We start from the raw sequence: 5,974 nt of genomic DNA on the forward strand, positions 1-5,974 counted from the left end.
GTGTCCCATCCAGCCCCGCCGGCGTTTGAGGCGCGGGTCCGGGCGGAGCCCGGTGCCCGGCGGAGCCGGGTTCCCTGCCCGCCGCCCCAGCCGCCGACCCGCGTAGCCACCCCCACCGCCAGCCCCATCCGTACCGCCGAGGAGACCCACCCGTGAGCGACCACCACGCCGAACCCCCCGCGTGGAGCGAGCCGGACACCACCCCGGCCCCCGTCGCCCCCGCGGCCACCCCCACCGCCCCCGCCACCCCCACCGTCACCCCGGCGGACGCGGCGGACGCCGCCCGCCTCGTCGCCTTCGGGCTCCAGCCCAAACTGGCCCCGGCCCGCGACGCCGAGTACACGGAACTCCTCCGCCGCTACCGCGAGGACCCCCCCTTCGGCCGCCTCGCCGACGCCGTCGCCACCGGCCTCGGCCTCGTCGTCCTGGAGGTGTCCCCCCGCGCGGGCATGGCCGTCGCCGCCGACGAGGACTCCGTCTTCGCCGTCCGGATGGGCGACTACGCCCGCCGCACCGCCGCCGACTCCGCCGACCGCTTCCTGCACGGCCTCGCCCACCTCGCCGTCGCCGCCCTCGCCTTCCCGCGCCCCGAGGACCTCGCCGACGACGGCTACATCGGCCGCGTCACCGTCAACGGCGTCGACGCCTTCGTCCGCCAGACCTGCCGCCGCCTGGAGGAGCGCGCCGCCGAGCTCGGCGAGAACACCGACCCGGCCTCCGACGCCCCCGGCCTGGAGGCCGCCTGGCGCGTCTACACCCGCCGCAGCGCCACCGGCGCCACCAAGGACGCCCGCCGCCTCGCCGGCTCCACCACCGGCATCGTCGGCAAGGCCGCCGCCTTCCTCACCGACTCCGGCTTCCTCCAGCGCACCGGCGACGACTCCGGCGGCACCTACCGCACCACCCCCCGCTACCAGCTCCAGGTCCGCGACATGGCGGGCAGCGCGGCCATGGCCGAACTGCTGGAACTGGGCGTGGTCCCCGTCAGCGACGGCTCCGCGACCCTCCTGCCGCCGCCCGAAGGCGACGACCTGGAACTCGCCGCCGACGCCGGGCTGCCCTTCCACGCCTGAGCCGGCCGCTCCCGGCCCGCCCCGCCCCGTACGCCCCTCCCCAAGACACCACGAGAGTCCGCCGCCATGTACGAGCTGTCCCGGATCCGCCTCTACTCCATCGGGCCCGCCGGCGCACGCTACGCCGACACCGTGCTCGACCTGCGCGGAGTCGGCGCGCCGGTGCCCCACCCGGCGCCGGCCCAGGCGGAGTTCTTCGAGGAGGAGCCGACCGGCCCGCCGCGCCGCCCCGCACCCGCCGGCGTGCTCTTCCTGGAGAACGGCGGCGGCAAGTCCGTCCTGCTCAAGCTGATCTTCTCGGTGATGCTCCCCGGCCACCGCAACACCCTCGGCGGCGCCAGCTCCGGCGTCCTGCGCAAGTTCCTGCTCGCCGACGACTGCGGGCATGTCGCCCTGGAGTGGCAGCACACCCAGACCGGCGAATGCGTCGTCGTCGGCAAGGTCAGCGAGTGGCGCGGCCGGCAGGTCTCCAACGACCCCCGCAAGTTCGCCGAAGCCTGGTACTCCTTCCGCCCCGGCCCCGGCCTCAGCCTCGACAGCCTCCCCGTCGCCGAGGCCACCGCCGTCCGCCCGCCCGTCGAAGGCGCCTCCGGGGCGCAGGGCCGCCGCCGCACCATGAAGGGCTTCCGCGACGCGCTCACCGAGGCGGGCAAGGCGTACCCGCACCTCGACGTGTCCTTCGAGGAGATCCACGACCGCTGGAACGAGCACCTGACCGAGCTCGGCCTGGACCCCGAACTCTTCCGCTACCAGCGCGAGATGAACGCCGACGAGGGCGAGGCCGCCGGCCTCTTCGCCGTGAAGAAGGACTCCGACTTCACGGACCTGCTGCTGCGCGCCGTCACCGACACCCGCGACACCGACGGCCTCGCCGACCTCGTCCACGGCTTCGGCAACAAGCTCGGCCGCCGCGCCGAGCTGATGGCGGAACGGGACTTCACCGCCGGTTCGGTGGACCTCCTCACCCGGATCGTCGAGGCGGCCGCGGCCCGCTCCCGGCTGCGCGACGTGCACGCCGGAGCGGAACGCCGTACGAGGACCCTCGCGCGGCGGCTGTCCGCCCGCGCCGCCGAGGAGCGCGGCCGGGCCGCCGACCTCGCCCAGCAGGTCACCGCCGCCGCCCACGAGGTCACCGCCGCCGAGTCCGCGCGCGCCCGCAGCGCCGCCGTCTCCGCCGAACTCGCCTACCGGCACGCCTCGCTGGCCCTGACCGTCGCCGACAAGGCCGCCGCCGCGCAGCGCCGCGAACTGCTCGAAGCCCGCACCCTGCACTCCGCCTGGCAGGCCGCCGAGACCGTGCTGCGCCACCGCGCCGCCGCCGACCGTTCCGCGCGGGTCGCCGCCGCGATCCGGGAGGCCGAGCGCGACGCCGCCCCGGCCCTCGCGGCCCGCGCCACCGCCGCGGGTGAGCTCGTACGGGCCCTGCACGCCGCCGCCGAGCACGGCGAACGCCTCGCCAACGAGGAGGAGGAGCGCTCCGCCGGACTCCAGGCCGCCGGGGAGGACGCCCACCGCGACGCCACCGCCGCCGCCACGGCCGCCCAGCGGGCCCGCAGCGAGGCCGAGCACCTCCGGGCCCGGCTCAGCGAGGTCCAGCAGGAGACCGCCGAGGCCGTCCGCGCGGGCTGGCTCGACGACTCCGCCCCCGACGCCGACCCGGCCCGCGCGGCCCTCGCCGCCGCCGACGCCGAGAAGGGCGCCGTGGCCGCCTGGGACGAGGCCCGTGAGGCCGCCCGCGCCACCGCGGAGGCCGCCCGCGAGGCCGCCGCCGCCGAATCCCGGGCCGAACTGACCGCCGCCCGCGCCGCGGACGCCGCCGACGCCGCCGAGGGGGCCCACGAGGCCGAGCACCGGGCCGCCGCCTCCCTGGCCGCCGCCCCGCGCCTGACGGAGCTGCTGGGCCTGCCCGCGCCCGCCCCGCTCGTCCCGCACCAGAGCGGCACCGGCGGCACCGGCGGCTCCGCCGACTCCGGCGACCGCCCCGGGGCCGCCGGGCTGACCGTCGACGAGCTGGACCGGAACGCCGACGACCTGCGCACCCTGCTCACCGACGGGGTGGCCGCCGCCGAACGCCAGCTGTTCGAGCTGCGCACCGCCGCCGCCGACGACGCCCGCATCCTCGGCGCGCTCGGCGACGGCGGCCTGCTGCCGCCCGGCCCCGACGTGCTCGCCACCGTGGAATACCTCGGTGAGCACGGCATCCCGGCCCTGCCCGGCTGGCGCTACCTCGCGCAGGCCGTGGACCCCGCCGACCACGCCGCCGTGCTCGCGGCCCGCCCCGAGCTCGTCGACGGCGTCATCATCACCGACCCCGACACCCACCAGCGGGCCCGCGAGGTGCTGTCCGGCGCGGCCCTGCTGCCCCGCTCCACCGTCGCCGTCGGCACCGCCGCCGCCCTGCTGGCACCCCTCCCGCAGCCGGGCCCCGGCGAGGACACCGCCGTGTCCAGCATCTTCATCGTCTCCCCGAACCCGGCCATGCACGACGAGCACGCCGCCGACGAGGAACGCCAGGCGCTGCGCGCCCGCGCCGCCGCCCGTGACACCGAGATCCGCGAGCTCGCCGCCCGCCTCGCCGGGGACCGCGAGCTGTCCGCCCGGCTCGCCTCCTGGCGCACCGGCTGCCCGCACGGCCGGCTCGCCGAGCTCGCGGAGCAGGCCGCGGCCGCGCGGGCGTTCGCCGAGGAGGCCGACGCCGAGCTGGCGGAGGCCCGTACCGTACGCGCCGAGGCCGACGAGGCCGCCGCCGACGCGGCCCGCGTACGCGACGAGCGCCAGGACACCGCCCAGCGGGCCCGCCGGACCGCCGACGCCCTCGCCGGGCTCGCCTACCGGCTGCGCGAGCGGGCGGGCTGGCAGGCCCGGCTGCGTGAACTCGCCGACGACGCCGCCGAGTCGGAGGCCCGCGCCGAGATCTGCCTGGACCGGGCCCGCGCCGCCGACGAGGACCGGCGCGCCGCCCAGCGCGCCGCCGACGACGCCCGCCGCACCGCCCGCGCCCTGCGCGCCGAACGCGCCGAGATCGCGGGCGCCCCCGACCAGCTGCCCGAGCCGGACGAGAACGCCCCGCGGGTGCCGCTGCCGGACCTGCGCGAGGCGTACCGGGCGGCCTCGCAGCTCTACGAGAAGGTCGGCGTCGGCGCCGACCTGCGCGCCGAGCAGGCCCGCGCCGAGAGCGACGAGAGCGCCGCCCTCGCCGAACTGGACCGCCTCACCAACAAGGTCCGTACCCGCGCCGCCCAGCTCCTCGAAGGCACCGACGGCTCCGACGGCCCCTCCCGGCAGGCCGCCGCGGCCCGCGCCGAATCCCTCGTACAGATGCTGGAGACCCGCGCCTCCACCGCGAGCGAGCAGCTCGGCCGGCTGCGCGGCGAGGCCGAACGGCACGCTCCCGCCGAGGGCGAGGTGCACACCGACCTGCCCGAGGAGCTGATCCCGGAGGACGTCGACCACGCGCAGGGCCTGCTGCGCACGGCCACCGCCCAGCTCGCCGCCCACAGCGCGGCCGTGGAGGGCGCCCGCGCCGCCCACGCCGACCTGCTGCGCGCCCACCGGACCTCCGAGGACGGCGCGGGCGGCTTCGACGAGACCGCGGCCCTGCTGCGGGACCTGCTGCGCGACCACACCCACCAGGACGACGAGCAGGAGCCGGCCCCGCACCCGGGCACCCTGGAGGAGGCCCGCCAGTCGGCCACCGAGGCCCGCCGCTCGCTGCGCGGCTGCGCCGCCGACCTGTCGGCCGCCGAGTCCGCCGTCCGCGAGGCGAGCGACATCCTGGTCCGGCACGCCAACGCCACCCGCTACGAGCAGGTACGCACCCCCGCCCGCCAGCAGATCCGCGAACTGCCCGCCTCCGCGCTGCCCGAGCACGCCGCGTCCTGGGCGGCGGCCTTCGCGCCCCGGCTGCGCGTCCTCACCGACGAGCTGGCCCAGCTGGAGCGCAACCGCGACAGCATCGTCGACCGGCTGCGCGGGCTGGTGGAATCGGCCCTGGCCACGCTGCGGTCCGCGCAGCGCCTCTCCCAGCTGCCCGAGGGGCTGGGGGAGTGGTCGGGGCAGGAGTTCCTGCGGATCCGCTTCGAGGAGCCAGACCAGGCCACGCTGACCGAACGGCTGGGCGAGGTCATCGACGAGGCGACGCGCACGGCCGTGCGGAAGAACGCGGCCGCCGCCTTCGGCGAGGGCCGCCGCGACGGCATGTCCCTGCTGCTGCGGGGCGTGCAGGCGGCCCTGGAGCCCAAGGGCATCGCCGTGGAGATCCTCAAGCCGGACGCGGTGCTGCGCGCCGAGCGGGTGCCGGTGGGGCAGATGGGCGACGTGTTCTCCGGCGGGCAGCTGCTCACCGCGGCGATCGCGCTGTACTGCACGATGGCGGCGCTGCGCAGCAACGACCGGGGCCGCGACCGGCACCGGCACGCGGGCACGCTGTTCCTGGACAACCCGATCGGGCGCGCGAACGCCACCTACCTGCTGGAGCTCCAGCGGGCCGTCTCGGACGCGCTCGGCGTCCAGCTGCTGTACACCACCGGCCTGTTCGACACGACGGCGCTGGCCGAGTTCCCGCTGGTGATCCGGCTGCGCAACGACGCCGACCTGCGGGCGGGGCTCAAGTACATCAGCGTGGAGGAGCACCTGCGGCCGGGGCTGCCGCAGCAGTCCACGGAGGGGGAGACCATCCACGGGGAGATCACGGCGACGCGCATGTTCCGCCGCTCCGCCGCCGGCTCCTGACCCCGGGCAGCGCGCAACGGCCCCCCGGCTCCGGGGGGCCGCAGCGCTCCGGGGGGCCGCAGGGCGCGCGCAGCCCCGTACGCGCCTTCCTCAGCGGCGGCCGAAGATCGCCAGGCCGTCCTCGGCGGCTATGCGGCCCGGACCGCCGCGCGGCGCGGTCCGCGCCGGAC

2 protein-coding genes are annotated in these 5,974 nt (G+C 77.9%); both read left to right on the plus strand.

All coding sequences use genetic code 11. The features are described 5' to 3' along the window. Window positions 1-152: 152 nt before the first annotated feature. Window positions 153-1,073 carry a hypothetical protein gene (locus tag ABZ873_RS33765; RefSeq protein WP_360880568.1) on the plus strand — a complete coding sequence of 307 codons (921 nt, stop codon included), beginning with the start codon at window positions 153-155 and terminating at the stop codon, window positions 1,071-1,073. A 66-nt stretch (window positions 1,074-1,139) separates the two neighbouring features. Continuing rightward, a complete protein-coding gene (locus tag ABZ873_RS33770) occupies window positions 1,140-5,804 on the plus strand; it encodes a hypothetical protein (protein ID WP_360880571.1) in 4,665 nt (1,554 codons plus the stop codon). The last annotated feature ends 170 nt before the right edge of the window (window positions 5,805-5,974 follow it).

The organism is Streptomyces sp. NPDC047014, from assembly GCF_040644195.1.
Taxonomy (GTDB): Bacteria; Actinomycetota; Actinomycetes; order Streptomycetales; family Streptomycetaceae; genus Streptomyces.